The organism is Mycobacterium noviomagense, from assembly GCF_010731635.1.
Classification (GTDB): domain Bacteria; phylum Actinomycetota; class Actinomycetes; order Mycobacteriales; family Mycobacteriaceae; genus Mycobacterium; species Mycobacterium noviomagense.
This window is the reverse complement of sequence record NZ_AP022583.1, coordinates 3,842,178-3,867,349: the sequence shown is the minus strand read 5'-3', so window position 1 is coordinate 3,867,349 and position 25,172 is coordinate 3,842,178. Positions and strand designations below refer to the sequence as shown.

General features: G+C 67.4%; 23 protein-coding genes. 8 read left to right on the top strand and 15 right to left on the bottom strand.

Annotated features, from left to right (window positions below):
• From uvrC to G6N15_RS18395, 5 genes are all read right to left on the bottom strand, one after another.
• Positions 1-1,956 (bottom strand): excinuclease ABC subunit UvrC, encoded by a 1,956-nt coding sequence (gene uvrC, locus G6N15_RS18415; RefSeq protein WP_083085853.1) that lies wholly within the window; start codon positions 1,954-1,956, stop codon positions 1-3.
• Positions 1,957-2,024: 68 nt separating this feature from the next.
• Positions 2,025-2,486, bottom strand: a complete 462-nt coding sequence (locus tag G6N15_RS18410; RefSeq protein ID WP_083085851.1) for a PH domain-containing protein — start codon at positions 2,484-2,486, stop codon at positions 2,025-2,027.
• Positions 2,483-2,965: a 6,7-dimethyl-8-ribityllumazine synthase gene (ribH, locus tag G6N15_RS18405; protein WP_083085848.1), complete on the bottom strand. Its 483-nt coding sequence runs from the start codon at positions 2,963-2,965 to the stop codon at positions 2,483-2,485. Before ribH ends, G6N15_RS18410 begins: the two co-directional genes overlap by 4 nt.
• A gap of 48 nt (positions 2,966-3,013) precedes the next feature.
• Positions 3,014-4,291 carry a bifunctional 3,4-dihydroxy-2-butanone-4-phosphate synthase/GTP cyclohydrolase II gene (locus tag G6N15_RS18400; protein ID WP_083085846.1) on the bottom strand — a complete coding sequence of 426 codons (1,278 nt, stop codon included), beginning with the start codon at positions 4,289-4,291 and terminating at the stop codon, positions 3,014-3,016.
• Between the two features lie 132 nt (positions 4,292-4,423).
• Positions 4,424-5,023 (bottom strand): riboflavin synthase, encoded by a 600-nt coding sequence (locus G6N15_RS18395; protein ID WP_083085843.1) that lies wholly within the window; start codon positions 5,021-5,023, stop codon positions 4,424-4,426.
• 92 nt (positions 5,024-5,115) lie between these two features.
• Here G6N15_RS18395 and G6N15_RS18390 point away from each other — a divergent pair, with 92 nt between their 5' ends.
• Positions 5,116-5,817: an LppX_LprAFG lipoprotein gene (locus tag G6N15_RS18390; protein ID WP_083085842.1), complete on the top strand. Its 702-nt coding sequence runs from the start codon at positions 5,116-5,118 to the stop codon at positions 5,815-5,817.
• A 4-nt stretch (positions 5,818-5,821) separates the two neighbouring features.
• Positions 5,822-7,360 (top strand): MFS transporter, encoded by a 1,539-nt coding sequence (locus G6N15_RS18385; protein WP_083085834.1) that lies wholly within the window; start codon positions 5,822-5,824, stop codon positions 7,358-7,360.
• On the opposite strand, the gene ribD is transcribed toward G6N15_RS18385, so the two are convergent.
• From ribD to fmt, 4 genes are read right to left on the bottom strand one after another with little or no spacing between them, the layout of a single operon-like run.
• Positions 7,357-8,376, bottom strand: a complete 1,020-nt coding sequence (gene ribD, locus G6N15_RS18380) for a bifunctional diaminohydroxyphosphoribosylaminopyrimidine deaminase/5-amino-6-(5-phosphoribosylamino)uracil reductase RibD (RefSeq protein ID WP_083085832.1) — start codon at positions 8,374-8,376, stop codon at positions 7,357-7,359. The two genes, G6N15_RS18385 and ribD, sit on opposite strands and share 4 nt — an antisense overlap.
• On the bottom strand, positions 8,373-9,062 hold the full coding sequence (rpe, locus tag G6N15_RS18375; RefSeq protein WP_083085829.1) for a ribulose-phosphate 3-epimerase: 690 nt from the start codon (positions 9,060-9,062) through the stop codon (positions 8,373-8,375). Before rpe ends, ribD begins: the two co-directional genes overlap by 4 nt.
• 5 nt (positions 9,063-9,067) lie before the next feature.
• Positions 9,068-10,489, bottom strand: a complete 1,422-nt coding sequence (locus G6N15_RS18370; protein WP_083085827.1) for an RsmB/NOP family class I SAM-dependent RNA methyltransferase — start codon at positions 10,487-10,489, stop codon at positions 9,068-9,070.
• Positions 10,486-11,418: a methionyl-tRNA formyltransferase gene (gene fmt, locus G6N15_RS18365; protein WP_083085824.1), complete on the bottom strand. Its 933-nt coding sequence runs from the start codon at positions 11,416-11,418 to the stop codon at positions 10,486-10,488. Before fmt ends, G6N15_RS18370 begins: the two co-directional genes overlap by 4 nt.
• Before the next feature lie 171 nt (positions 11,419-11,589).
• Between fmt and G6N15_RS18360 the strand changes: the two genes are divergently transcribed.
• Positions 11,590-12,411 carry a class I SAM-dependent methyltransferase gene (locus tag G6N15_RS18360; RefSeq protein ID WP_083085822.1) on the top strand — a complete coding sequence of 274 codons (822 nt, stop codon included), beginning with the start codon at positions 11,590-11,592 and terminating at the stop codon, positions 12,409-12,411.
• 10 nt (positions 12,412-12,421) lie between these two features.
• Here G6N15_RS18360 and G6N15_RS18355 read toward each other — a convergent pair whose 3' ends face one another.
• Entirely contained in the window at positions 12,422-12,715 is a 294-nt protein-coding gene (locus tag G6N15_RS18355) for a nuclear transport factor 2-like protein (protein ID WP_232070274.1), read from the bottom strand.
• A 40-nt stretch (positions 12,716-12,755) separates the two neighbouring features.
• On the bottom strand, positions 12,756-14,714 hold the full coding sequence (locus G6N15_RS18350; RefSeq protein WP_083085817.1) for an aconitate hydratase: 1,959 nt from the start codon (positions 14,712-14,714) through the stop codon (positions 12,756-12,758).
• A 288-nt stretch (positions 14,715-15,002) separates the two neighbouring features.
• Here G6N15_RS18350 and G6N15_RS18345 point away from each other — a divergent pair, with 288 nt between their 5' ends.
• Both G6N15_RS18345 and G6N15_RS18340 read left to right on the top strand, forming a co-directional pair.
• Positions 15,003-15,548 carry a ferritin gene (locus G6N15_RS18345; protein WP_083085814.1) on the top strand — a complete coding sequence of 182 codons (546 nt, stop codon included), beginning with the start codon at positions 15,003-15,005 and terminating at the stop codon, positions 15,546-15,548.
• Between the two features lie 103 nt (positions 15,549-15,651).
• Positions 15,652-16,200 (top strand): TIGR03086 family metal-binding protein, encoded by a 549-nt coding sequence (locus G6N15_RS18340; RefSeq protein WP_083086041.1) that lies wholly within the window; start codon positions 15,652-15,654, stop codon positions 16,198-16,200.
• A gap of 15 nt (positions 16,201-16,215) precedes the next feature.
• On the opposite strand, the gene G6N15_RS18335 is transcribed toward G6N15_RS18340, so the two are convergent.
• Both G6N15_RS18335 and G6N15_RS18330 read right to left on the bottom strand, forming a co-directional pair.
• Positions 16,216-18,162 carry a primosomal protein N' gene (locus tag G6N15_RS18335; RefSeq protein ID WP_083086035.1) on the bottom strand — a complete coding sequence of 649 codons (1,947 nt, stop codon included), beginning with the start codon at positions 18,160-18,162 and terminating at the stop codon, positions 16,216-16,218.
• Positions 18,163-18,212: 50 nt separating this feature from the next.
• Positions 18,213-18,920, bottom strand: a complete 708-nt coding sequence (locus tag G6N15_RS18330) for a lysoplasmalogenase (protein WP_083086038.1) — start codon at positions 18,918-18,920, stop codon at positions 18,213-18,215.
• Between G6N15_RS18330 and G6N15_RS18325 the strand changes: the two genes are divergently transcribed.
• On the top strand, positions 18,919-19,866 hold the full coding sequence (locus G6N15_RS18325; protein WP_083085812.1) for an alpha/beta hydrolase: 948 nt from the start codon (positions 18,919-18,921) through the stop codon (positions 19,864-19,866). The two genes, G6N15_RS18330 and G6N15_RS18325, sit on opposite strands and share 2 nt — an antisense overlap.
• Here G6N15_RS18325 and G6N15_RS18320 read toward each other — a convergent pair.
• Positions 19,863-20,885: an AraC family transcriptional regulator gene (locus G6N15_RS18320; protein ID WP_083085809.1), complete on the bottom strand. Its 1,023-nt coding sequence runs from the start codon at positions 20,883-20,885 to the stop codon at positions 19,863-19,865. The two genes, G6N15_RS18325 and G6N15_RS18320, sit on opposite strands and share 4 nt — an antisense overlap.
• A 133-nt stretch (positions 20,886-21,018) precedes the next feature.
• On the opposite strand from G6N15_RS18320, the gene G6N15_RS18315 reads away from it, so the two are divergent.
• Together G6N15_RS18315 and G6N15_RS18310 are read left to right on the top strand one after the other, a co-directional pair.
• A complete protein-coding gene (locus tag G6N15_RS18315; RefSeq protein WP_083086033.1) occupies positions 21,019-22,344 on the top strand; it encodes a cytochrome P450 in 1,326 nt (441 codons plus the stop codon).
• Positions 22,341-23,828 carry a flavin-containing monooxygenase gene (locus tag G6N15_RS18310; protein ID WP_083085807.1) on the top strand — a complete coding sequence of 496 codons (1,488 nt, stop codon included), beginning with the start codon at positions 22,341-22,343 and terminating at the stop codon, positions 23,826-23,828. The genes G6N15_RS18315 and G6N15_RS18310 overlap by 4 nt, the downstream gene beginning before the upstream one ends.
• Before the next feature lie 63 nt (positions 23,829-23,891).
• Here the strand turns inward: G6N15_RS18310 and metK are convergent, their stop codons facing one another.
• Positions 23,892-25,103, bottom strand: a complete 1,212-nt coding sequence (gene metK / locus G6N15_RS18305; RefSeq protein ID WP_083086030.1) for a methionine adenosyltransferase — start codon at positions 25,101-25,103, stop codon at positions 23,892-23,894.
• Between the last annotated feature and the right edge of the window lie 69 nt (positions 25,104-25,172).

Below are 25,172 nucleotides of genomic sequence, written 5' to 3'. Positions count from 1 at the left end.
TCATCCCGACGCCCGTTCGGGGACTCGGTCGCCGTCGGATCGCAGCGCTTCGAGCACCGCGGTCGCCGTCGCGACCCCGATACCCGGTACGGCGGTGATTTCTTCGACGGTTGCCTCGCGGAGCCGGGCCAGCGATCCGAAATGGGTGACCAGCGCCTTGCGACGGTGCTCCCCCAGCCCGGGCACCGCGTCGAGGGCCGACGCGGTCATCCGCTTGGACCTCTTGCTGCGGTGATAGGTGATCGCGAATCGGTGTGCCTCGTCGCGCACCCTCTGCAACAGATACAGGCCCTCGCTGTTGCGGGGCATGATGATCGGGTCCGGCTCGGAGGGCACCCACACCTCTTCCAACCGCTTCGCCAGACCGATCACCGCGACGTCAGTGACGCCGAGTTCGTCGAGCACTGCCTTGGCCGCGTTGACTTGCGGGGCGCCGCCGTCGACGACATACAGATTGGGCGGGTAGGCGAATTTCCGTGATCTTCCTTCGGGGGCAAGCATATTGGGGTCTTGTTGGTCGCGCAGGTGGCGCATGAACCGGCGACGGGTCACCTCGGCGATGGAGGCGACATCGTCGGAGCGGCCCTGGCCGGCGGCTTCCCGGATCGCGAAATGCCGGTAGTCGGACTTGCGGGGCAACCCGTCCTCGAACACCACCAGCGAGCCGACCACGTCAGTGCCCTGGACGTGGCTGACGTCGACGCATTCGATCCGCAGCGGCGCGTCGGGCAGGCCGAGCGCTTCCTGAATGTTCTGCAGCGCAGCCGATCTCGCAGTGAAGTCGCCAGCACGCTTCAATTTGTGTTGCTGCAGCGCCTCTTTGGCGTTGCGCTGGACCGTTTCGGCCAGGGCCTTTTTATCGCCGCGGCGCGGCACCCGCAGCACGACGCGTGAGCCCCGGAGCTTCGATAGCCAGCTGGCCAACTCGTCGGCGTTGGGCGGCAGGCACGGCACCAGCACCTCACGTGGCACCGGGTTGGCGGATTCATCTGCTGCGCCGTCAAGTTCGGCTTGTTCACCGTAGAACTGGGTGAGAAACTGCTCGACCAGTTGTGCTTCAGCCGAATCACCAGGATCACCGGGCTTTTCGACGATCCAGCCGCGCTGGCCGCGGACCCGCCCGCCTCGGACGTGGAAAACCTGGACAGCGGCTTCCAGCTCGTCGTCGGCGAACGCCACCACGTCGGCGTCGGTGCCGTCGCCGAGTACCACCGCCTGCTTTTCCAGTGCCCGCTTGAGCGCCGACAGGTCGTCACGCAGCCGCGCGGCCGTCTCGAAGTCGAGTTGCTCGGCTGCGGCGTTCATCTGCTGTTGCAGGCTGCGGGCGAACTTCTCGGTTTTGCCGGACAGAAAATCGCAGAAATCCAGCACGATCTGGCGGTGCTCCTCGGCGGTCACCCGCCCGACACAGGGTGCCGAGCATTTGTCGATATAGCCGAGCAGGCAGGGCCGATCAATTTGCTTGTGCCGCTTGAAAACCCCAGCCGAGCAGGTGCGCGCCGGGAACACCCGGGTGAGCAGGTCCAGGGTTTCCCGGATGGCCCAGGCATGCGAGTACGGCCCGAAGTAGCGCACACCTTTGCGCCTCGGGCCCCGGTAGACCATCAGCCGCGGAAATTCCTCGTTGAGGGTGACCGCCAGCACGGGGTACGACTTGTCGTCGCGGTAGCGGACGTTGAACCGGGGATCGAACTCCTTGATCCAGTTGTATTCCAGCTGCAGCGCCTCGACCTCGGTGTTGACCACAGTCCACTCGACCTTGGCGGCGGTGGTCACCATCTGGCGGGTCCGAGGGTGCAGGCTGGCGACGTCGGCGAAGTAGGACGTCAGCCGGCTGCGCAGGCTCTTGGCCTTCCCGACGTAAATGACACGTCCGTACTGGTCCCGGAAGCGGTAGACGCCCGGCTCGACCGGGATGGACCCGGGCGCGGGGCGGTATGTGGCGGGATCAGGCACGTTTTAAGGCTAGTCGTGTACAGCGACCAGACGTAAAAGCACCGTTTTGCGCCCCGAAAACGGAGCTTTTACGTCTGCTCGCGCGAGGGGCGGTAGCGCTCCAGCAGCTCGCGGACGGTGTCCATGGCGGCTACCGCGCGGTGTTTGTCAACGGCCTGGATCGCCATCAGCGGAATGTACTCGTCGTCGGGCAAGTCGATTCGCGCCCATCGGGCCCCGACCGGAAACGACACCCCGACGACCTCCGACCACGGGATCAGCCGGTCGCCCAGCAGGTTGCGCACCGACAGTCCGGCAGCGCCCACGCGGAGACGGGGCCGCGCGAACAAAAGCACCAGACCGGCGATGACGATCCCGAGCGCGGCGATCGCTACCTGGTCGGAAGTCTGGAAGACCACGCCGGTGGACTTGACTTTGAGCAGCAGGCCGACCGCGATATGCGCGGCCGCGATCACCACCGCCGCGGCGTAGGCGAAGTACGGCGTCAGGTGCGGGCGCACTTCTACGTCCCACTCCGGTGTCACGGTCACGACTGTGCGCGCAAATCGCGCAGCGTCAGCGCGGTATTCAACGCGGCCGCGGTCGCCTGCGCGCCCTTGTCTTCCGCCGACGCGGGCAGGCCCGCCCGGTCACGCGCCTGTTCTTCGGTGTTCGTCGTCAGCACACCGTTGGCCACCGGGGTCGACGCATCCAGGGACACCCGGGTCAGACCCTGGGTCACCGCGTCGCAGACGTAGTCGAAATGCGGTGTCTCACCGCGTATTACCACTCCCAGTGCGACGACCGCGTCATGCTGGCAGGCCAGTTCCTGTGCCACCACTGGGATCTCGATCGCCCCGAGGACGCGGACCACGGTCGGGTTGTCGATTCCCCAGTCAGCGGCCACTTTGCGGGCACTGTCCAGCAGCGCGTCACAGATTTCGGTGTGCCATGTGCTGGCGACGATTGCCAGCCTCAACCCGGACGCGTCGAGCGCCGGCATCTCCGGCACACCGGCGCCGCCACTCATATTGCGCCGCTCCTCCTCATCGCTTCGCTCTGCATCGTCGCCGGCGCGTCATAGAGCCCCACCGAATTCACCTGGCAGATGGACCGTTTCGTGGTAGTCGTCGAGCCCGACCAGGTCGTGGCCCATCCGGTCGCGCTTGGTCATCAGATACCGAATGTTCTCGGCATTGGCCCGCACCGGCAGCGGCACCCGTTCGATGATGTGCAGCCCGTAGCCGTCCAGACCGACCCGTTTCGCGGGATTGTTGGTCAACAGCCGCATCGACCGAACCCCGAGGTCCACCAAGATCTGTGCGCCGATGCCGTAATCCCGTGCGTCGGCGGGAAAACCGAGTTTGAGGTTGGCGTCGACTGTGTCTTCACCGGCGTCCTGCAGCTGGTAGGCCTGCAATTTGTGCAGCAATCCGATGCCGCGGCCCTCGTGGCCGCGCATGTAGAGCACGACACCGCGCCCCTCGCGCGCGACCATCGCCATCGCGGCGTCCAGCTGGGGCCCGCAGTCGCAGCGACGCGAGCCGAACACGTCGCCGGTCAGGCATTCGGAGTGCACCCGCACCAGCACGTCGTCGCCGTCGTAGTTCGGGCCCGCGATCTCCCCGCGCACCAGAGCCACGTGCTCGACGTCGTCGTAGATGCTGGTGTAGCCGATCGCGCGAAACTCGCCATGCCGGGTGGGGATCCGGGCTTCGGCCACCCGCTCGATCTGCTTCTCGTGTTTGCGCCGATACTCGATCAGGTCGGCGATGGCGATCAGCGCCAGGTCATGCTCGTCGGCGAACACCCGCAGCTCGTCGGTCTGCGCCATCGCGCCCTCGTCCTTCTGGCTGACGATCTCGCAGAGCACACCCGCAGGTCGCAGCCCGGCCATCCGGGCTAGGTCGACGGCCGCCTCCGTGTGGCCGGGCCGGCGCAACACACCGCCCTCCTTGGCGCGCAACGGAACAACGTGGCCGGGGCGGGTGAAATCCTCGGCGACGCTGGCTGGATCGGCCAGCAACCGCATCGTGGTGGCCCGGTCGGACGCCGAAATCCCGGTTGTCACACCGTTTCTCGCGTCCACGGTGACCGTGTAGGCGGTACCGCGCTTGTCCTGGTTGACCGCGTACATCGGCAGCAGGCCCAGCCGGTCGCAGATCGCGCTGTCCAGCGGCACGCACAAGTATCCCGAGGTGTAGCGGACCATGAACGCCACCAGGCTCGGCGTCGCCTTCTCGGCGGCGAAAATGAGGTCGCCCTCGTTCTCCCGGTCCTCGTCGTCGATGACGATGACGGCCTTGCCGGCCGCAATGTCGGCAACCGCCCGCTCGACGGAGTCCAACCTCGTCATCTCTGCCACCTGTCCGTTCCCGGCCGTTCTCGGCCGAGAACGCTGCCAGAAGAGCCCTGGTGAAGAGCCCATGTGTTGCATCCAGTATGAACCACCACGCGGGCGCCGTTATTGCCGCTGCTTATTCGATGCTTACTCTGCGGAATGCTGCATCAGCCGCTCGACATATTTGGCGATGACGTCGACCTCGAGGTTCACCGTTGTTTCCGCGGGTGCGCGGCCCAAGGTGGTCAGCTCCCGGGTGGTCGGAATCAGCGAGACTTCGAACCAGTCGTCACCGATACCGGAGACGGTCAGTGAGATGCCGTCGACGGTGATGGAGCCCTTTTCGACGACGTAGCGGGCCAGCGCGGCGGGCAGCCCGATCCGCACCACTTCCCAGCCCTCGGCGGGCATCCGGGCGAGGATCTGAGCGGTGCCGTCCACGTGCCCCTGCACGATGTGCCCGCCGAGGCGGCTGTTCACGGCGGCGGCGCGCTCCAGGTTCACCCGGCTGCCCGGTTCCAGCCCGCGCAGGCTGGACCGGTTCAGTGTCTCGCCCATCACATCGGCGGTGAACTGTCCACCGGGCAGCACGTCGACAACTGTCAGGCACACGCCGTTGACGGCGATCGAATCGCCGTGGCCGGCGTCGGCGGTGACCACAGGGCCGCGTATGGTGAAGCGCGCACAATCGCCGAGATCGTCCTTGGCGACTACTTCGCCGAGTTCCTCGACGATTCCGGTGAACACCGCATCAGGCTAATGATTCGGCAGTGGCGGCGGAAAGACGCGTCACCTCCGGCTTCCGGGTGCAGTCACGGCCACCCTCTACGATGCAACCTATGCAGACGCGCCGCCGCCTATTTGTCGTCCTCGCCGCCCTGAGCATCGCCGCCGCCCTGATCAGCGGTTGCTCCTCATCTTCGAAGTCCTCCAGCAAGCCGCTGCCGGATGCCGCGACGCTGGTCAAGCAGTCCAGCCAGGCCACCAAGAACGTCAAAAGCGTGCATCTGGTGTTGTCGACGACCGGCAAGGTCCCGGGGCTGCCGATCAAAACGCTCACCGGGGACCTCACCACCAACCCCACCGCCGCCAAGGGCAACGCCAAGATCACCGTCGGCGGCTCGGACATCGACGCGGATTTCGAGGTCTACAATTCAAACCTTTATGCGACGCTCACGCCGGGCAAGTGGGACAACTTCGGTCCAGCCGCCGACATCTACGACCCGTCAACGATCCTGAACCCCGACAACGGTCTGGCCAACGTCTTGGCCCACTTCACCGACCCCAAAGCCGAGGCGCGGGAGAACATCAACGGCCAAGACACCATCCGGATCAGCGGAAAAGTATCCGCCGACGCGACGAATGCGCTCGCTCCGTCATTGAAAGCGACACAGCCGCAGCCGGCCACGGTCTGGATTCAGGAGAACGGCGACCATGAACTGGTGCAGGCCAAGCTGGATCAGAGCCCGGGCAATTCCATCCAGATGACCCTGTCGAACTGGAACCAGCCAGTGCAGGTCACCCAGCCGCCGGTGAGCTGACGACATGCAAGCCGGACGCAGAGTCGCGATCAGCGCGGGCAGTCTCGCCGTACTGCTGGGCGCCCTCGACACCTATGTCGTGGTCACGATCATGCGCGACATCATCATGACCATCGGCATCCCGGTCAACAAGCTCGAGCGGATCACCCCGATCGTCACCTGGTACCTGCTGGGCTACGTCGCGGCGATGCCGCTTCTCGGCCGAGCGTCGGACCGGTTCGGCCGCAAGCTGTTGCTGCAGGCCAGCTTGGCCGCGTTCGCGGCCGGGTCGGTGGTCACCGCGCTGTCGACCGATCTGCACGTTCTAGTCGTCGGCCGCACGGTCCAGGGCCTGGCCGCCGGCGCGCTGCTGCCGGTCACGCTGGCCCTCGGGGCCGACCTGTGGTCGACCCGCAACCGCGCCGGGGTGCTCGGCGGTATCGGCGCCGCGCAGGAACTCGGCAGTGTGCTCGGGCCGCTATACGGGATTTTCATCGTCTGGCTGACCAGCCGCTGGCAAGACGTGTTCTGGATCAACGTGCCGCTGGCCGTGGTGGCGATGGTGATGATCCAGTTCAGCCTGCCGTCACGAGACCGCAGCGCCGAGCCGGAGAAGATCGACCTGGTCGGTGGATTGCTGCTGGCGGTGGCGCTGGGCCTGGCGGTGATCGGGCTGTACAACCCGGATCGGACCGCTCAGCAGGCGCTGCCGAGCTACGGATTGCCGCTGGTGATCGGCGCGATCGTCGCCGCGGTGGTGTTTGCGCTCTGGGAGCGCTTTTCCCGCACCCGGTTGATCGACCCCGCCGGTGTGCACTTCCGGCCGTTCTTGGCGGCGCTGGGCGCATCGGTTGCGGCCGGGGCGGCGCTGATGGTGACGCTGGTCGACGTGGAGCTCTTCGCCCAGGGCGTGCTCGGCAAGGACCAGGACGAGGCCGCATTTGTGCTGGTCTGGTTCCTCGCCTTCCTGCCGGTCGGGGCGCTGGCGGGTGGGTGGATCGCCACCAAAATCGGCGACCGCGCGATGACGTTCATCGGTCTGCTCATCGCCGCCGGCGGATATTGGCTGATCTCGGGCTGGCGGCCCGACCTGCCGAGCCATCGGCACACCATTCTCGGCCTGGTCAGCCTGCCCGCGATGGACACCGACCTGGCGATCGCCGGAATTGGGCTGGGCCTGGTGATCGGCCCGCTGTCGTCGGCCAGCCTGCGAGTGGTCCCATCCGCACAGCACGGCATCGCCGCGGCCCTGGTGGTGGTGGCCCGGATGACCGGCATGCTGGTCGGAATCGCCGCGCTGAGTGCATGGGGGTTCCAGCGCTTCAACCAGATCGTGGCCGCCAAGACCGCAGCGGTACCGCCAAACGCCAGCCTCGCGGAACGGTTGGCCCTCAAGGCGGTGCTGTACCGGGATGCGTTCGCGGAGATGTACGGCGGGATCTTCACCGTCACAGCCGTCGTCTGCGTCGTCGGGGCACTCCTGGGTCTGCTGCTGTCGAGCCGTCGCGTCCACGCCGAGGAGCCGCACGCAGCCGAGCCGCAGCCCGTGGGGCCCAAGGCCTAACGCGGGACCAGGCTCAGCAGCAGGTCCGGACCTACCCGCTCTACTCCGTCGAAGCGCCAGCGCAGTGCTCGCGCGATGCTGGGCACCCCGACGTCGTCGACCGCGGTGATCGGCCCGCCCAGCAGAATCGGCGCGACATACGCCAGGATGCGGTCGATGGCCCCGGCGCGCAGGAACGCCCCCGCAAGCGTCGGTCCGCCCTCGAGCAGCACGTCGGTGCGATCCGAGAGAGCCTTGAGCACCTCATGCGGATCGTGGGTGCGGATCACCATGGTGCGCGAATCATCGTTGAGAACCTGTGCCTCCGAAGGGATTTCGCGCTTGCCCACCACGACCCGCAGCGGCTGGCGCCCGGCGAGGCTGCCGTCGGCCAGCCGCGCGGTCAGCGCCGGGTCGTCGGTGAGCACCGTGCCCGTGCCGACGACGATGGCGTCGGCGGCGGCGCGGCGGCGATGCAGGTCAGCGCGAGCCGCCTCGCTGGTGATCCACTGGCTTGACCCGTCGGCGGCCGCGCTGCGTCCGTCGATGCTGGTCGCGTACTTCCATGTCACATGGGGAAATCCGGTGCGCTGCTTGTGCAGCCACTCCCGCAGCGGCCCGGCCGCCACCAGATCTGCCTGTACACCCGGGACGACATGCACACCCGCCGCGGCCAGCCGGGCCGCTCCCCCGGCCGCGAGCGGGTTCGGGTCGGCGACCGCGTACACCACCGTGGCGATACCAGCGTCCAGCAGGGCATCCACGCACGGCGGGGTCTTGCCGTAGTGATTGCACGGCTCCAAGGTGGCGACCGCCGTGCCGCCTTCGGCCAGGGCACCGGCGCGGCGCAGCGCCACGATCTCGGCGTGGGCGCTGCCCGCTGGTTCGGTGCCACCTGCGCCAGCGACTCGGCCGTCGCGGTCGAGAATGACCGCGCCGACCGGTGGGTTGGGATAGGTGCTGCCCTTAACCAGCTCAGCGTGCTCGACGGCGAGTCGCATGGCGGCGTCGTAGCTGATGGCCACCTGAATGTTCATCGGCGCAGATGCGGTGACGCGGCGCTGGCTTGCCGGCGGAGTGCCTCGATCGCAGCGGCCGGATCGTCGGCGCCATAGACGGCTGACCCGGCGACGAAGCAGTCGACGCCGGCCTCGGCTGCTTGCTCGATGGTGTCGGCGTTGACCCCGCCGTCGATCTCAACCAGGATGGTCAGCTCGCCGGAATCGACCAGCTTGCGGACTTTGCGGACTTTGCCCAACACCTTCGGCATGAACTCCTGGCCACCGAACCCCGGTTCCACCGACATGACCAGAAACGTGTCGAAGTCCTTGAGGATGTCGAGGTAGGGCTCGAGCGCGGTACCGGGCTTGATGGAGAGGCCCGCCTTGGCCCCGGCGGCCCGGATGTCGCGGGCCACCTTCACCGGGTTCTCGGTGGCCTCCGCATGGAACGTGACGTTATAAGCGCCGGCTTCGGCATACGGCGGTGCCCAGCGATCCGGGTCTTCGATCATCAAATGGCAGTCCATCGGGATATCGGTGACCTTCAACAGGCTTTCCACCACCGGCAACCCGATCGTCAGGTTCGGCACGAAATGGTTGTCCATCACGTCCACATGCAGCCAGTCCGCACCAGTCACCGCGGCGACCTGGTCGGCGAGACGCGCGTAATCAGCGTTCAGGATCGACGGCGCTATCAGGGGCCGATCGGTCTTGCCTGACATGGGGTTCAGCCTACTTTGAGGACTTCCAGGGCTGCGGCGAACATGGCGTCGGTGCCGTGCCGGTGCGGCCACAGCTGGACGTACGGGCCATCTCCAAGCTGGTCGACGGGTTCGAACAGCGGCCGGGTGTCCAGCGCGGTGACGGGGTGGCGGCGCAGCGCATCGGCGACCACGCCGACGGTTTCGGCCAGGTGCGGCGAGCAGGTCGCATACAAAACGACACCGCCGGGGCGGGTCAGCGCGATCGCCGCCTCCAATAGCTCGCGTTGCAGCTTGGTCAATGCCGGGAGGTCGGTGGGCTGACGCCGCCAGCGGGACTCCGGTCGTCGGCGCAGCGCGCCGAGGCCAGTGCATGGCACGTCGACCAAAACCCGGTCGAAACCCGGCTCGAGGCTGCTGCGGCGGCCGTCGACCCGCAGCACGTCGACGGCCAGCCCACGCGTGTTCTGCTCCACCAAGTCGGCGCGGTGCGCCGACGGCTCCACCGCCGTGACCCGGGCCCCGCGATCGGCGCCCAGCGCCGCCAGCAACGCGGTCTTTCCGCCCGGCCCCGCGCACAGGTCCAACCAGCGACCGGTGTCGCCGCTGACCGGCGCCAACGTCAGCGCGCGGGCCACCAGTTGGCTGCCTTCATCCTGCACCAGGGCGTGACCGTCGCGCACGGCTGGCAACTGCGCCGGGTCACCGCCGGGCAGATACACCGCATACGGCGAATACCGGCCGACGCTGCCACCGACGGCGTCGGCCAGCTCGGCGGCGGTCAGGACACCGGGACGTGCCGCCAAGTGCACCTGTGGGCGTTCGTCGTCGCTGGCCAGCACCGCCTCGAGTTCCCCCGCCGCCGAGCCCAGTGCGTCGGCGAAGGCCTGGGCGATCCACCGCGGGTGGGCGTGGGCGAAGGCGGTGTAGCCGATCGGATCCCGCGCCCGGTCGGGCGCCAGCTCCGCCACCCAGGCCTGTTCGTCGCGGGTGCTGATGGTGCGCAGCACGGCGTTGACGAAACCCGCTCGGGCAGAATCGAATTCGATGCCCGCTTGCTCGACGGTGGTGGACACCGCGGCGTGCGCGTCGACCCGGGTGCGCAGCAGCTGGTAGGCGCCCAGGCGCAGCAGATCCAGCAGCACCGGGTCGATGGTTTCCGGCCGGCGCCCAGCGGCCGCACCGATGATCGCGTCGAGCAGACCCTGGGTGCGGCACGTGCCGTAGGTCAGTTCGGTGGCGAATGCCGCGTCGCGCCCTGTGATTCCGCGCTCGCGCAGCAGCGCGGGTAGCGCCAGGTTGGGGTAGGCATCGCGCTCGGTGACGGCCCGCAGCACGTCAAAGGCGGCGCGACGGGCCGGATCAAGCTGCCGGCGGCGTGGTTTTCGGGGTCGGGGCTTCGCCGGCCGGGATGGCCGGTTGCCCCGTGGACTCGCTTGGCGTGTCATACCGCTCGCGTGTCGGCTTCGAGGCGAGCGCCGCGGGCCCAGTCGACGGCGTTCATGAGCTTCTTTCCGGGCGGCTGGATTTGGCCGAGACGGACCGGCTCTGACGCGGTGCCGATCCAGACGTCATGGCGACCGACGTGAATATGCCCGGGCTCCAACGGTTTTGGTGCCTCGCCGTCGACGCTTACCGGCCCGATTTTGACCCGCTGTTCACCGATGAGTGTCCACGCGCCGGGCTTGGGCGTGACGGCGCGGATCCGCCGCTCGACAGCTTGGGCGGGCAGGTCCCAGCACACCCGCGCTTGCTCCACGGTGATCTTCGGGGCGAAGCTCACCCCGTCGGCGGGCTGCGGAACCGGGGTCAGCGTCCCGTCGGCGATGCCGTCAAGCGTGGTCTCGAGCAGCGCGGCACCCGAAATAGCCAGTCGCCCAAGCAGATCGCCCGCGGTGTCCGTCGGCCGAATCTCCTCGGTGACGACGCCGTAGACCGGCCCGGAATCCAGACTCGGCTCGATCTGAAAGGTTGTAGCGCCGGTGATCGTGTCGCCGGCGGCGATGGCCGCCTGCACGGGCGCGGCCCCGCGCCAGGCGGGAAGCAGCGAGAAGTGCAAGTTGACCCAGCCGTGAGTGGGTATCGCGAGCAGCTCGTCGCCGAGTAGAGCGCCGTAGGCCACCACCGGGCAGCACTCCGGTGCCAGCTCAGCGAGTTCGGCGACGAACTCAGCGGAGTTGGGCCGCGGTGGCCGCAGCACCGGGATGCCGTGGTCGAGAGCCGCCCGCGCCACCGGCGACGGCTCGGGGCGGCCGCGCCGCCCGGACGCCGCGTCCGGACGGGTGAGCACCGCGATCACGTCGTGCCGGGGCGAGTCGATGAGCCGCTGCAATGCGGGCAAGGCGGATTCGGGGGTGCCGGCGAAGACGAGACGCACTTGCCCAGTCTAGGAATCCGACCAGCGCCGCCAGTGGACGGCGGCATTCGCTTTGGCCCGGCGGGTCGACCGACCGACAGCATGGCGGTAGTCAACTATGGTCTTGCTGTATTGTTTCTTACAGCTACTGTAGCTGTTGTGCGATGACTGGGATTGCGTGAGGAGAAGCAGATGAGCATTGACGTTCCGACCGGCGAGTACGTCTCGGCCGCCGCCCATCGGGCGACGTGGGCAACGGGCGACTACGCGCGCATAGCGGAGGAGGTGATGGCTCCGATCGGGCCGGTACTTGTTGCCGCCACCGGTATCGGCCCCGGTGATCGGGTGCTCGACGTTGCGGCCGGATCCGGCAATGTCTCCATCCCTGCTGCCAAGGCCGGTGCCAGGGTGGTTGCCAGCGACCTCACACCGGAGCTTCTTCAGCGCGCTCGGATGCGTGCCGGCCAACAGCGACTCGCTCTGGAATGCCGAGAAGCCAACGCCGAAGCGCTGCCGTTCGGTGACGGCGAGTTCGACGCGGTGCTCTCCGCGATCGGGGTGATGTTCGCGCCCCGCCATCAGCGCGCGGCCGACGAGCTGGTGCGGGTGTGTCGCTCCGGCGGAACTCTGGGTGTGGTCAGTTGGACACCCGAGGGCTTCTTCGGCCAGATGCTCGCTGCGATCGCTCCGTACCGGCCGACGCTGCGACCCGGTGACCCGCCTGCGGCGTTGTGGGGACGTGAGGATTATGTGGCCGGACTATTCGGTGACCGAGTTGCGGATATCAGTGCGCGGCGGGGCATGTTGATGGTCGACCGCTTCGAGAGCGCCGACGCGGTGCACGAGTACTTCAAGCACCACTACGGCCCGACCATCGAGGCCTACCGCAATATCGCCGACAATCCCGTCGTGGTCGCCAGCCTTGACGCTCAACTGGTCGAACTGGCGGAGCGTCACCTGACCAACGGCACGATGCAATGGGAGTACCTGCTCGTCACCGCCCCCAAGCGGTGAGAGCGGCGTCTTAGTCGCGGTGGTATTGGTCGTTGCTCAGGATTTCGACGCCACGCCAGCCCCAATACACCCGATGGGCCTGGATGAGCCCGCCGTCGATTTCCATGACCTCGACGAAGTCCATCTGCTCGCCGTTCGGTGTCTGCCGCGGGTATTCCCAGGTGGCGCGATGCCCGTCGGTGAAGAAGCCGGTCCTGTAGTACTGGCGTTCATCTGGTGTGCGCGCGACAACCTCGGTTAGGAAGGGCCGCCATTCATCATGGCCGCGACACACTCCCGGGCCGCCGAGAATGTGTGCCGCCACAGGGCTTTCCAACGTGGCGTCCGGCGCTGCCCATTCTCCGTTATTGCCCTTCTTCTTCGGCCAACCGCGGAATCAGCCCGCCCGCTAGCACATCCTTCACCTGGCGCGGCGAAAGGCGGTGGCGGACAGTGAAAGACATCTCCTTGGTGACGTTGTCGACCTGCAGCGTGTCCTTGCTGGGCAACGTGTCGCGAAGATGGGCGATGCGCAGCTTATCGCCCTGCTCGATCGCGTCGTAGTCATCCTCGTTGTCGAACTCGAGCGCCAGCACGCCGTAGTTGGCCAGGTTCTGCCAGTGGATACGGGCGAACGACTTCGCGATGACCACACGCAGTCCGAGGTAGCGCGGTGCGATCGCGGCATGCTCGCGCGACGATCCCTGACCGTAGTTCTCACCACCGACGATGAAGTGGCCAGTTTCCACTTCTTCTTGTGCGCGTCGCGGATACGAGTCGTCGATCTGGGTGAAACTGAACATCGCCAGCTTGGGAATGTTGGAGCGATACGGTAGCGCCCGCGCACCGGCCGGGGAGATCTCGTCGGTGGAGATGTTGTCACCAACCTTCAGCAGCACCGGCGCCTCGATCTCGTCGGGCAGCGGTGACAGCTCCGGAAGGCTGGAAACGTTGGGCCCCTTCACCGGTTCGACCTTGCGTGCCTCCTCCTCCGGCAACGGCGGCACCAACATCGCGGTGTTGATCGAGCTCTTCTCGGGCAGCTCGATTTTCGGATAGTCCATGTTCGCCTCGCGCGCCCAATCGCGCGGATCGGTGATCCCTCCCGTCAGCGCCGACGCCGCTGCGGTCTCCGGCGAACACAACCAGACGGAGTCCTCTTTGGTGCCCGATCGGCCGGGAAAGTTACGCGGCATGGTGCGCAACGAGTTTCGGCCCACAGCCGGAGCCTGACCCATGCCGATACAGCCCATGCATCCCGCTTGGTGGATGCGCGCACCGGCGACCACCAGATCGGTTATTGCGCCCATCTTCGTCAGGTCGGCCAGTATCTGCCGCGACGTCGGGTTGATGTCGAAGCTGACCTGCGGTGCCGTCTGTCGCCCAGCCACCATCGCGGCGGCGATCGCGAAATCGCGCAGTCCGGGATTGGCACTCGACCCGATGACCACCTGCGCCACGTCCTCGCCGGCGACCTCGCGGACCGGCACCACGTTGCCCGGCGACGACGGCTTGGCGATCAGCGGTTCGACCTTCGACAGGTCGATCGTCTCCTCGACGTCGTAGCCCGCGCCGTCGTCGGCGACCAGTTCGACCCAGTCGTCCTCGCGCTCTTCTGCCCGCAGGAAGTCGCGTACCGCCTCGTCGCTGGGGAAAACCGTTGTGGTGGCGCCTAGTTCGGCTCCCATATTGGCGATGACGTGCCGGTCCATCGCAGTCAGGCTGGCCAGGCCGGGGCCGTGATACTCGATGATCCGGTTCACCCCGCCTTTGACGTCGTAACGGCGCAGCATCTCCAGAATGACGTCTTTGGCCGAACACCACTCGGGCAGCTCGCCTTCCAGGCGCACACCCCAGACCTCGGGCATCCGCAGGTGCAGCGGACGCCCGGAAATCGCCAGCGCCACTTCCAGACCGCCCACCCCGATGGCCAACATGCCCAACGAACCGGCCGCCGGCGTGTGGGAGTCAGAGCCCACCATGGTCTTGCCGGGAATCCCGAAACGCTGCATGTGCGTCGGGTGCGACACCCCGTTGCCCGGCTTGGAATACCAGAGGCCGAAGCGCTGGCAGGCAGTGCGCAGATATTCGTGATCTTCGGCGTTCTTCTCGTCGGTTTGCAGCAGGTTGTGATCGACGTACTGCACGCTCACCTCGGTGCGGGCCCGATCCAGCCCGAGCGCTTCGAGTTCCTGCATCACCAACGTGCCGGTCGCATCCTGGGTCAGCGTCTGGTCGATGCGTATCGCGATCTCCTCGCCCGGCGTCATCTCACCGGAAACCAGGTGCGACTCGATCAGCTTGCGGGTGACATTGAGCGCCATGTTGGTCCCTTTCTGATCACGGTGCGCCGCCGTGCTACCCGATATGTTCCCGGGACAAGCGCACAGTTACCAGACCCGTGGGTCATGCCGTGCGGAAGGTGCACCATCAATGAAATATCCGTCGGTTCAAGTAACGCCCATTGCGTCAATTCACCGTAGCCTAACTTTACTAAGTGGACGGCAGCTCGAGGCGGTATTCAACCTAGCCTTGCTTTACTTAGGCAAAGCTGGCCTGAATAAGCATTACCTTCGTTGCAAACCGCCGTCCACCTGCTCTAACCTGCTTCTATGAGCGATCGAAATGCCCCCACAACCAAATTCAATGCGCTCCTTCAAGAGCAAATTCGCAACGAATTCACTGCTGCCCAACAATATGTTGCAGAGGCGGTGTATTTCGATGGTGAGGAGTTGCCACAGCTGGCGAGACACTTTTACAGCCAAGCCGTCGAAAAGCGAAATCACGCGATGATGCTGGTGCAGTACCTGCTTGACCGAGATGTCGCCGTCGAAATCCCGGGAGTAGACGCGGTGCGCAACCAGTTCGACACCGCACGGGATGCGTTGGCGCTGGCGGTGGACCAAGAACGCGCGGTGACCGACCAAGTCAGCCGGCTCGCCAGCGTGGCGCGCGAGGAGGGCGACTACCTGGGCGAGCAGTTCATGCAGTGGTTCTGCAAGGAGCAGACCAGGGAAATGGCGCTGATGGCGACCCTGCTCCGAGTCGCCGACCGCGCCGGGCACAACCTGTTCGATCTGGAGACCTTCGTCGCCCGTGAGGTTGGCTCAGCGCCCAGCGCCTCCGGCGCTCCACATGCCGCGGGGGGCAGCCTCTAAATCTGCGGGTAAATCTGCGGGCAAACGGCTTCGGCGAAGCCCTGCGATTTCCCGTTGCGTTGTGGTAGCAATTGCCGCGTCGACGCGAGAGGAAGGCATGTCAGTGGATCCACTCGCAGCTCACCAGCGTGCTCAGGAGGTGTTCGCCGGCGTGCTTGCCAATGTCACGCCCGATCAGCTCAAGGCACCTACCCCGTGCTTGGAGTGGACGGTTCGTGACCTGATCGAGCACGTGCTGGGGGGCAACGAACGAGTATCCCAGTGGGCAGGCGGTGACGAACAGCCGCCGGCCCGACCCGACGATCGGATCGAGGCTCACCGAGCCACCGCCGCGGCGGCCCAGGAGACGTTCGCAAGGCCGGGCGCGTTGGAGGCGACCTACCGCCTGCCGTTCGGGGAGGTCCCCGGGCACCGCTTCATCGGCATGCGCACCACCGACGTTTTGGTTCATGCTTGGGATCTCGCCGTCGCCACGCACCAGCCCACCGACCTGGACGCCGAGTTAGCGCTTCGGCAGCTGGCCGCCGCGCGCCAGGGGGTTCCGCCCGAGTTCCGCGGTCCGGGCAGGCCGTTTGCCGTGGAGCAGCCCTGCCCCGCCGACCGCCCGCCCGCCGATCAGCTGGCCGCCTTCCTCGGCCGGACGGTGCAGTGAACCGGCGTGGTGGACTCAGCCGATGTGTAACGGGTCGATCTGTACCCGGACGGGGCCGTGTGTCGCCTGGGCGCTGAGCACCGCAACGGCCCGGCGCAGGGCCGCCGCCAACGCCAGACCTTGATCGCGGGGCACCCGCAGCAACATCCGGGTCACCGCCGCGTCAGTGGCGAAGCCGGCCGGGCGGCGTGCGCCCGGCGGCAGTTCCACCGGGCCGAGCACATCCGTGCCGTCGGGCAGCTGCACTTCGTCGAGCAGCGCTGCCACCGCGTCCGCGGTGCCGTCGACCGCGGCAATGTGCACGCTGGGCGGCAGGCCGACTTCGCTGCGGCCCGTGAGTTCGGCATCTGCATGGCCGACCGGATCCCAGCGGATCAGGGATTGCACGGTGGGGATGGATGATTCGGCGATCACCGTGACCACTCCGCCGTCTTGACGGCCCCGAACCAACGCCGCTGCGGTCATCCAGCGCCGCAGCGTGTCCTCGGCCGCGCGCAAATTCTGTCGGCCCAGCAGCGCCCAGCCGTCCAGCAGCAGCGCCGCCCCGTAACCGCCGGGGGTGCGAGGCTCAGCACCCGGCGTGGCGACCACCAGGGCAGGGTTCCCGGCAACCTCGGTGACGACGGCGTCGCCGGCCGAGGTGATCACGGTAGTGCCGGGGAATGCCCGGCCCAGTTCCTCGGCAGTGCGTCCCGCGCCGACGACCACCGCGCGCACCGCATCCGACCCGCAGCGGGCGCACCGCAGCGACGGCTCCGCCCGTCCGCACCAGCGGCACACCGGACCGGGTCCGCCGCCGTCGGGTAACGACAGCGGACCCGTACAGTGCCGGCAACGAGCGATGGCACGGCAGCGCCCGCACGCCAGCGACGGGATGTACCCGCGCCGGGGCACCTGCACCAGCACCGGCGCCCCCGCCTGCAGCGCGGTGCGGGCGGCGCGCAGCGCCATCGACGGCAGCCGCGCGGTGCGTGCCGCGGGGTCGCGCTCCTCGGCGTACCCGCGGTCGTCGAGGGCGACCACCCGCGGCGCACAGGCTCGCACCATCGGCCGCGCCGCGACGATGTCGTGTGCCCAACCGCGCCGCACCAGCGCATGGGCCTCGGCGGTGCGGGCGTAGCCGCCGATCAGCGCCGCGCACCGACGCTGGTGGGCCCGCAGCATACCCACCTCGCGGGCATGGGGATAGGGTGCCCGCGGCTCGGACAGGGTGTCGTCGCCGTCGTCCCAGACGATGACCAGCCCCAGGTTGGCCACCGGCGCGAACACCGCGCTGCGGGTGCCGATCACCAGGCGCGCGGCGCCCCGCAACACGGCCAGCCAGCGGCGGTAGCGAGCCGCGGGCCCCAGACCGGCCGACAGCGCCACCACGGCGGATTCGTCGATACGTGTCGTCGCCGCCTGCCACAGCGCGTCGACATCCCGCTGGTCGGGGACGATCGCCAGCACCCCCTGGCCCGCGCTGATCGTCTGCGTCGCGGCCTCGGCCATCCTGTGCGTCCACAGCTCTCCCGGCAGCGCCTGCCACACGGCCCGCGCGGCACGCGACTGGCCCAGCGCGGCCAGAAACTGACCGCCGCGGCCATACGCTTGCCAGCCCGCCGGGTCTACCGGCTCCACGACCGGCTGGCTTGCCGTTGCGGTGGTTTCCCGCTCCGCCCCGGCATGCCGCGCCGGCACGGCCAGCCGCAGCACGTCGGCCCTGGTCCCCGCATAGCGCGCCGCTACCGCGTCGACCAGCCTGCGGATCTCCGCGGTGAGCACTGGCTCGGCGGAGATGACCCGGTCCAGCCAGCCCAACTTGCCTAGGTGATCGGTGTCGGTGCGACGCTCCAAGATGAACCCGTCGACCAGCCGGCCGTGAAACCGTAGCCGGACCCGCACCCCCGGCTGGGCGTCGTCGGATTGCTCGGCGGCAACGAGATAGTCGAATTCGCGGTCCAGATGCGGCACCGACAACATCGGCAGTACCCGCGCGATCGGCTCATGCTCGGCGGCCTGCCGGGTTGTGCTCACCGGTCGGCCACCGGCTCCGCCCGGCCGAAGAAGAACCCCGCCGTGATCAGGATCTGCGCCACCGCATAGGTCCACCAGACCGGAACTGCCAGAGCCTCGTTGTCGAGCACGAAGCGGTCGATGCCGATCATCGCATCGGACACGGCGAAGCACACCGCGCCCACGGCGGTCATCACCGTGGGCAACCGTGCCAGCAGCGCCGCGCACACCATCGCAGCCAGCACGACCATGTAGACGGTCACGGGAAGCGTCAGCGCGTGCAGCCGCGGCCAGAACCACACCAGCAGCGCCGCACACGCGAGGCAGGTGACCACCACGGCGCTCAGGCGCGCACCCGACGGCCTCGCCAGTGGGATCAGCACGGCCAGAAAACACAAGTGCGCCAATAAAAATGACGTCAACCCGGCGACGAACGACGGCGCCCACCACGGGATTGCCAGCAACCAGTCGCCAACAACGGAGAGCAGCAGTGCCGGCACCAGCCAGCGCCGCTCGCGGGCGATCGGATGCGCGGCGGCGCCGACGGCCAGCAGCAGCGCCATCGACGCCTTGAACGCGGGCTGGGCCACCCAGTGGCCGGTCAGCTCTTCACCGGGCGCGGAACGCAATGCGGTCACGGTCAAGAACATCCCGTAACCGACGCCGCACCAGCCGGCACTCGCCCAAGCACCGAGCACCAGACGGGGTGCGTACGGTGGGCCCATGCCCAGCTTCGACACTCCCGGTCCTGCCATCGACGCCATCTTGCTGAAGGTACTGGATAAGGTTCCGTTCCGGTTATCCGCCGACGACAGTATCGACGTGGTGCGGCAGCGGCTGCGCGAGCTGCCCCGCCGCCGGGTACACCCGGAGCTGCGCGTGGAAAACAGCAGCATCGATGGGCCGGCCGGCACTATCAATATCCGAACCTATTGGCCGCCAAGCAGTTCGGAGGCGACAACGCCGGTTGTGGTGTACTTCCACGGCGGCGGCTTCGTCTCCGGCGATCTGGACACCCACGACGGCACCTGCCGCCAGCACGCCGTCGGCGCCGACGCGGTGGTGGTTTCCGTCGACTACCGGCTGGCACCTGAGCACCCCTACCCCGCTGCGGTCGAAGACGCTTGGGCGGCAACACAATGGGCCGCCGAACATGCCGCCGACCTCGGTGCGGATCCCACCCGGTTGGCGGTGGCGGGTGATTCGGCCGGCGGCACCCTGTCCGCGGTGATCGCCCAGCGGGCCCGCGACAACGCCGGCCCGCCGATCAGCTTCCAGCTGTTGTGGTATCCGTCCACGCTGTGGGACACCTCGCTGCCGTCGTTCACCGAGAACGCGTCCGCACCAGTCCTGGACCGCAAGGCGATCGCGGCGTTCTCGCGTTGGTATGCAGGAGAAATCGACTTGGCCGATCCGCCGCCGGGGCTGGCGCCGGGGCGGGCGAAGAACCTGGCCGGTCTGCCGCCCGCCTACATCGCGGTCGCCGGCCACGACCCGCTGCGCGACGACGGGCTGCGCTACGGTGAGCTGCTCGCCGCGGCGGGGGTGCCTGTCGAGGTGCACAACGCCGAGACGCTGGTGCACGGCTACATCGGCTACGCCGGCGTGGTGCCGGCTGCCACCGAGGCCATGGACCGAGGGTTGGCGGCACTGAAAGCGGCGTTGCACTAGCGCGCGTACCGGCTGGGCGCGACGCCGTGCCAACGTTTGAACGCATGCGAGAACGTGGAAATGTCGGTGTACCCCAGCCGTTTCGACACCTCCTCCACGGTGAGCCCGACATTGCAGAGCAGGTCGACGGCCAGCGCGGCGCGGACCTCGTTGACCAGGGCGCGAAACGACGTGCCCTCGGCGGCAAGCTGGCGGCGCAGCGTGCGCGAATGCATGTCGAGTTCGGCGGCGATGTCGGGTAGGGCGGGAAACCCGCTGGAATCGCGAAACAGCTTGCTGCGCACCACCGCGGTGATTCCGCAGCGTTGCTCGCTGCGCTGCATCAGCACGTCGCATTGCGCGACGCAGATTTCCAGCGTGTGCGGATCGGCTTGCGGCAACGGCTCGTCGAGCATGGCCCGCGGGAAGTGCAGCCGGTTGTGGGCGCGACCGAATGCCACATTGCGGATCGGGACAAGCCCGAGCAGCGGGGCCAGCAGATCCTCGTCGATCGCCACGTCAGCCGAAACCTGATCGGCGTACTTCTCCACCACCGGAAGCACGAAACCTGTTGTCGTGGTGATGATCCCCGCAATATCACGCTCGACAAAGAAGCGCCGCACGTCGGCGGGCAGATGGTCGGCGCTCAGTTGGAGCATGCACTCGTCGGCGCCTTCGAACAGTTGCACATCGATGTGCATCATGGTCAGCGCGAAGTAGCGCATCGCGATCGTGAACAGTTCGCGCAGCGTCCCGCAGGACATCACCGCGAAACCCATCAACCCGAAGTGGGTGAGGGTGAACCGGTTGCCCACCTCGATACCGACCCCTGGGGCGGCGGGGAGGCGCTCGAGCAGCCTGCGGACCGCCGCCACCTCGTCCCCCGCGCTGACCACCAGGTCAGGTTCGGCCAGGTGAGCCGGATCGATTCCGGTGCCGGCCAGCACCTCTGCCGCGGGCACCCCGTGTTCCTCGGCCACCTCGCACAGCACCCTCGTCGCGTACACGGGGTGCCGTATGTCCGGCGTCCACGTCGCCACGGCCCACCGCCTGTCCTAAACTCCCAAGTCTCTGTCCCATAGTCCCATTACCCGTTGCGGTTGTCGTCCATACAGTGGAGTCGTGGCCACGCTGACACCCAGTGCGCCAGCCAAGCGGTTGAGCACCTGGACCATGACCCGCGAGGCGATCACCGTCGGCTTCGACGTCGGTGAGAAGTTCATCGGCCGGCTGCGCGGCAGCGATATCACCCGATTCCGTTGCGGTGGTAGGCGTTTCGTCGCGCTGAGCCACCCCGACTACGTCGACCACGTATTGCATCGGGCTCGGCTGAAATACGTCAAGTCGCCCGAATACGAGCCGGTCCGCGCCGGTGCCGGCATCAATCTGCTCACCGACGAAGGCGACTCGTGGGCCGCGCACCGCGGCGTGCTGAACCCGACGTTTTCGCGGCGCCACCTTGGCGAGCTGGTCGACCTGATGATCGATCCGATCGAGGACGTCACCGGGTCGCTGCCCGCCGATGCCGAGTTCGACATGCACGAGACGATGGTCGAGGCGACGCTACGGGTGGTGGCCAACGCCCTGTTCAGCCAGGACTTCGGGCCGCTGGTGCACAGCATGCACGACCTGGCCACCCGAGGACTACGGCACGCGGAGAAGATGGAGCGGCTGGGCCTGTGGGGGTTGCTGCCCTCGCCGGTCTACGACGGGTTGATCTGGTGCACGTATTCGCGGGTGCCGCTGCCGCCGCCCCTGCACGACATGCAGCGGATCTTGCTGGAGCTCGACGGCGCAGTCAACGCGGTGATCGACCAGCGGCTGGCGCATCCGACCGCGGAAAACGACCTGCTGAACGTTTTGCTGCAGGCCGAGGGTGGGACGTGGCCGCGCAAGCGGGTTCGCGACGAGGCGCTGACGTTCATGCTCGCCGGGCACGAGACCACGGCGAATTCGATGTCGTGGTTCTGGTATCTGATGGCGCTGCACGGCCAGGCGCGCGCCCGGATGCTCGACGAGGTCGACGCCGTGCTCGGTGGCCGCCGTCCCACCACCGACGACATTGCGCGGCTGCCGTGGACCACGGCGTGTATCCAAGAGGCGCAACGGTATTACTCGGCGGTGTGGATCCTGGCCCGCAAGGCGGTCGAGGACGACGTGATCGACGGCCACCACATCCGCGCCGGCACGACGGTGATCATCCCGATCCACCACATACACCACGACCCGCGGTGGTGGGAACGGCCCGACGACTTCGACCCCACCAGATTCTTGGGCGGCGGCGGCGAGCGGCCCCGCTCGGCATATCTGCCGTTCGGCGGCGGGCGGCGGATCTGCATCGGACAGAGCTTCGCGCTGATGGAGATGGTGCTGATGGCGGCCATCATGAGCCAGCGGTTTACTTTTGACCTTATGCCCGGACATCCGGTCGAGCTCGAGGCGACGCTGACGCTGCGGCCCAAACACGGTGTGCACATGATCGGACGGAGGCGCCTATGACAACGGCAACCCCCGACTACCACACCGTCGTCGTCGGCGCCGGGTTCTCCGGGATCGGCACCGCGATCAAACTCGGCAAGGCCGGCCTCGGTGAGTACCTGGTTATCGAGGCCGGCGACGGCGTCGGCGGCACCTGGTACTGGAACACCTATCCCGGTATCGCCGTTGACATTCCGTCGTTTTCCTACCAGTTCTCGTTCGAGCAGAGCCCGCACTGGTCGCGGACCTACGCGCCCGGACACGAGCTTCAGGCCTATGCAGAACACTGCGTCGACAAGTACGGCATCCGGTCGAAGATCCGGTTTAACACCAAGGTCCTATCCGCGGAGTTCGACGACGAGCAGAACCTCTGGCGGGTGCAGATCGATCCGGGCGGCGAAATCACCGCCAGGTTCTTGGTGAGCGCCAGCGGCGTGCTCACCGTGCCCAATCTGCCCGACATCGACGGGGTGGACTCCTTCGACGGAATCACCATGCACACCGCCCGCTGGGACCACTCGCAAGATCTGACCGGCAAGCGGGTGGCGGTGATAGGCACCGGGGCATCAGCCGTGCAGGTGATCCCGGAGATTGCGCCGATTGTCAAGCAGCTCACCGTGTTTCAGCGCACGCCGATCTGGTGCTTTCCGAAACTCGACGTGCCGTTGCCGGCGCCGGCGCGTTGGGCGATGCGGGTACCCGGCGGCAAAGCGGTTCAGCGGCTGGCCAGCCAAGCCTTCGTCGAGGCGACGTTCCCGATCGCGGCGCACTACTTCACCGTTTTTCCGTTGGCCAAACGGATGGAAGCGGCCGGGCTGGCCTACCTGCGCCAGCAGGTCCGCGACCCAGTGGTGCGCGAGAAGCTGACGCCCAAATACGCCGTGGGCTGCAAACGCCCCGGCTTTCACAACGGTTATCTGGCCACCTTCAACCGCGAGAACGTGCGGCTGGTCACCGAGCCGATCGACAAGATCACGCCGACAGGTGTGGCCACCCGCGACGGCGAGACCCACGAGGTCGACGTGCTGGTGCTGGCGACCGGCTTCAAGGTGATGGACACCGACAGCACCCCCACCTTCGCGGTCACCGGCAGCGGTGGCCGGTCGCTAGCCAAATTCTGGGACGAGCACCGGCTGCAGGCCTACGAAGGCGTCAGCGTTCCGGGTTTTCCCAACTTGTTCAGCGTGATGGGCCCTTACGGCTATGTCGGGTCGTCGTATTTCGCGCTGATCGAGACGCAGACCCACCACATCATGCGGTGCCTGAAGCAGGCCCGCCGCCTGGGCGCGAACCGGGTCGAGGTCACCGAGGAAGCCAACGACCGCTACTTCGCCGAGATGATGCGCCGCCGGTACCGCCAGGTGTTCTGGCAGGACAGCTGCCGGCAGGCCAACAGCTACTACTTCGACAAGAACGGCGACGTGCCGTTGCGGCCCACCACCACGGTCGAGGCCTACTGGCGCAGCCGCCGCTTCGACCTCGACGACTACCGGTTCAGTTCGTAGCGCGAACAGACGCAAAAGCCCCTCACGCCTAGGCGTGTCGGGGGCTTTTGCGTCTGCTCGGCGTTAAACCGCGCGCTTGAGGTCGTCGACCTTGTCGAGCTGCTCCCAGGGCAGCTCGACGTCGGTGCGGCCGAAATGGCCATAGGCGGCGGTCTGCGCGTAGATCGGCCGCAGCAGGTCGAGGTCGCGGATGATCGCGCCGGGCCGCAGGTCGAACACCTCCCCGATGGCCTTCTCGATCTTGACCGGGTCGACAGTCTCGGTGCCGAACGTCTCGACGAAAAGCCCAACCGGGGCGGCCTTACCGATCGCATAGGCGACCTGCACCTCGACTCGCTCGGCCAGCCCCGCAGCGACGACGTTCTTGGCCACCCAGCGCATCGCGTACGCCGCCGAACGGTCCACTTTGGAGGGATCCTTGCCGGAGAAGGCGCCGCCGCCGTGGCGGGCCCAGCCGCCGTAGGTGTCGACGATGATCTTGCGGCCGGTCAGCCCGGCGTCGCCCATCGGGCCGCCCAGCACGAACTTGCCGGTCGGGTTGACCAACAGCCGCACCTCGGAGGCGTCCAGGGTCTCGTGCGCCAGGTCGTCGAGCACGGTGTTGAGGACCTTTTCCCGGATGTCCGGGGTCAGCATGTCGTCCAGGTCGACGTCAGCGGCGTGCTGGGTGGAGATCACGACGGTGTCCAACCGCACCGGCACGTTGCCTTCATAAGCGATGGTGACCTGGGTCTTGCCGTCCGGGCGCAGGTATGGCAGCACGCCGTTCTTGCGGACCTCGGCCAGCCGTCGCGAGAGCCGGTGGGCCAGCGCGATAGGCAGCGGCATCATCTCCGGGGTGTCTTTGATCGCGTAGCCGAACATCAGGCCCTGGTCGCCGGCACCCTGGGCGTCCAGCGGATCCGCGACGCCCTCGACGCGAGCCTCGTAGGCGGTGTCGACACCTTGGGCGATGTCAGGAGACTGCGCGCCGATCGCGATGTTCACCCCGCACGACGCGCCGTCGAAGCCTTTGTCGGACGAGTCGTAGCCGATCTCCAGGATGCGACTGCGGACGGTGTCGGTGATCTCGGCGAACGCCTCCTTGGCGCTGGTGGTCACCTCGCCCGCGACGTGCACCTGGCCGGTCGTCACCATGGTTTCCACGGCGACCCGGGAGCGGGGGTCGTCGGCCAGCAGGGCGTCGAGCACCGAGTCGCTGATGGCGTCGCAGATCTTGTCGGGGTGTCCCTCGGTCACCGACTCGCTGGTGAACAGCCGACCCTTTTCGCTCACACCCAGATCCTTCCCCATCATCGACAAAATGTTAGTTAGACGAATTATATCGTCGCGCCGTCCACCCGA

Bases quoted from the DNA above. Each gene is read 5' to 3' on its own strand.
- G6N15_RS18325 (WP_083085812.1), top strand. From the start codon at position 18,919: ATGCCCAGCTTCGACACTCCCGGTCCTGCCATCGACGCCATCTTGCTG.
- G6N15_RS18390 (WP_083085842.1), top strand. From the start codon at position 5,116: ATGCAGACGCGCCGCCGCCTATTTGTCGTCCTCGCCGCCCTGAGCATC.
- G6N15_RS18370 (WP_083085827.1), bottom strand. From the start codon at position 10,489: ATGACACGCCAAGCGAGTCCACGGGGCAACCGGCCATCCCGGCCGGCG.
- G6N15_RS18350 (WP_083085817.1), bottom strand. From the start codon at position 14,714: ATGGCGCTCAATGTCACCCGCAAGCTGATCGAGTCGCACCTGGTTTCC.
- rpe (WP_083085829.1), bottom strand. From the start codon at position 9,062: ATGTCAGGCAAGACCGATCGGCCCCTGATAGCGCCGTCGATCCTGAAC.
- G6N15_RS18330 (WP_083086038.1), bottom strand. From the start codon at position 18,920: ATGGGCCCACCGTACGCACCCCGTCTGGTGCTCGGTGCTTGGGCGAGT.
- G6N15_RS18385 (WP_083085834.1), top strand. From the start codon at position 5,822: ATGCAAGCCGGACGCAGAGTCGCGATCAGCGCGGGCAGTCTCGCCGTA.
- G6N15_RS18315 (WP_083086033.1), top strand. From the start codon at position 21,019: ATGACCCGCGAGGCGATCACCGTCGGCTTCGACGTCGGTGAGAAGTTC.
- ribH (WP_083085848.1), bottom strand. From the start codon at position 2,965: ATGAGTGGCGGCGCCGGTGTGCCGGAGATGCCGGCGCTCGACGCGTCC.
- G6N15_RS18335 (WP_083086035.1), bottom strand. From the start codon at position 18,162: ATGTTGTCGGTGCCGCATCTGGACCGCGAATTCGACTATCTCGTTGCC.
- ribD (WP_083085832.1), bottom strand. From the start codon at position 8,376: ATGAACATTCAGGTGGCCATCAGCTACGACGCCGCCATGCGACTCGCC.
- G6N15_RS18345 (WP_083085814.1), top strand. From the start codon at position 15,003: ATGAGCGATCGAAATGCCCCCACAACCAAATTCAATGCGCTCCTTCAA.
- G6N15_RS18310 (WP_083085807.1), top strand. From the start codon at position 22,341: ATGACAACGGCAACCCCCGACTACCACACCGTCGTCGTCGGCGCCGGG.
- G6N15_RS18360 (WP_083085822.1), top strand. From the start codon at position 11,590: ATGAGCATTGACGTTCCGACCGGCGAGTACGTCTCGGCCGCCGCCCAT.
- G6N15_RS18400 (WP_083085846.1), bottom strand. From the start codon at position 4,291: ATGACGAGGTTGGACTCCGTCGAGCGGGCGGTTGCCGACATTGCGGCC.